The 1,008-nt window shown below is 55.3% G+C and carries 1 protein-coding gene; it reads right to left on the reverse strand.

Annotated features, from left to right (window positions below):
• Window positions 1–532 precede the first annotated feature (532 nt).
• Window positions 533–787 carry a hypothetical protein gene (locus BLV07_RS45755; RefSeq protein WP_091899148.1) on the reverse strand — a complete coding sequence of 85 codons (255 nt, stop codon included), beginning with the start codon at window positions 785–787 and terminating at the stop codon, window positions 533–535.
• Window positions 788–1,008: the final 221 nt, after the last annotated feature.

Consider the following 1,008-nt stretch of genomic DNA (forward strand, 5'->3'; position numbering starts at 1 on the left):
TTGAGCGACCACGTGCCGCTGAACAAAGCAGTCAATCTCAGGAAATGGTTAGACGCAAGTTCTTCTCAATTCTAGCACCTAAATTGGGTGAGAATGCGACTACCCACGCATGGAATATGATCCATGAGATCGAAAAGCATAGTGCTAACGAGCTAGTGAGTATTGTCGTCCCTTAGAACAATGAGGGCTTTTGGCCACAGTCCCTGACTTAGCGCCTGGATTCGAACCGATAGTGTATCGACGCGAACTGGACAATGGCAGTGGAATTGACCTGAGCGGCGCATTGAACTTCCTCCGAATGAGTGGACACCTGTAGTAGGCTCAGCAAGCCAGGAGGTGTCGAATGCCAGAACATCAACGTAGGTCGCTCACCGAGGACTACAAACGCCAGGCCGATCACCGGCTCGCGCCACCCATCCGAGATATCGGAGCCATGGCCGGGCAATGTCGATCAGTCTCCGTCCGGTCGTGCTTCCCTGATGAATGAGGTGCGCTGCCGCGTATGCATCGGAGCTAAGCCGCGGACAATGTATTAGGGATTCCATCGCTTGAGGAGTTCGGGGTCTTCCTTGTGTATTCTGATGAGTTCTATCAGGTTTTCGATGCCGAAGTCGGTGAACGCCATGACGCCGTCTTCACCTATGCCGTAAACCCAGATGACGCCGTCCTCCGTTTCCATTCCGTTTGCGACATCCCAGAGCCAGTCCTCGTCCTCTCCGAGGTCCTTGGCGACGCGATCGATGGTGAAGACGGCATGAACTTTGTTGACGTGTAAGCGCTCAGCCAATACCCTGGCTCCGGGGTTGGATTAGATGTGCGAAGAAGCCTCCGGCTTGAACGGAGGTTTAGGATGGGCTTGGACGGCAAAAAAGACGCCCATTTGGACAGCTCAACAGTTGGGTCTGGAGCAGTCAGCCGGCTTGAAGTGCTTGAGGGACCGTCCGGGCGTCGTGTGCGTTCAGATGCCGAGTGGGCTCGGATCGTCGGCGAAAGTCTGCTGCCCGGCGC

It is taken from the genome of Bradyrhizobium sp. Rc2d, assembly GCF_900099855.1.
Taxonomy (GTDB): Bacteria; Pseudomonadota; Alphaproteobacteria; order Rhizobiales; family Xanthobacteraceae; genus Bradyrhizobium.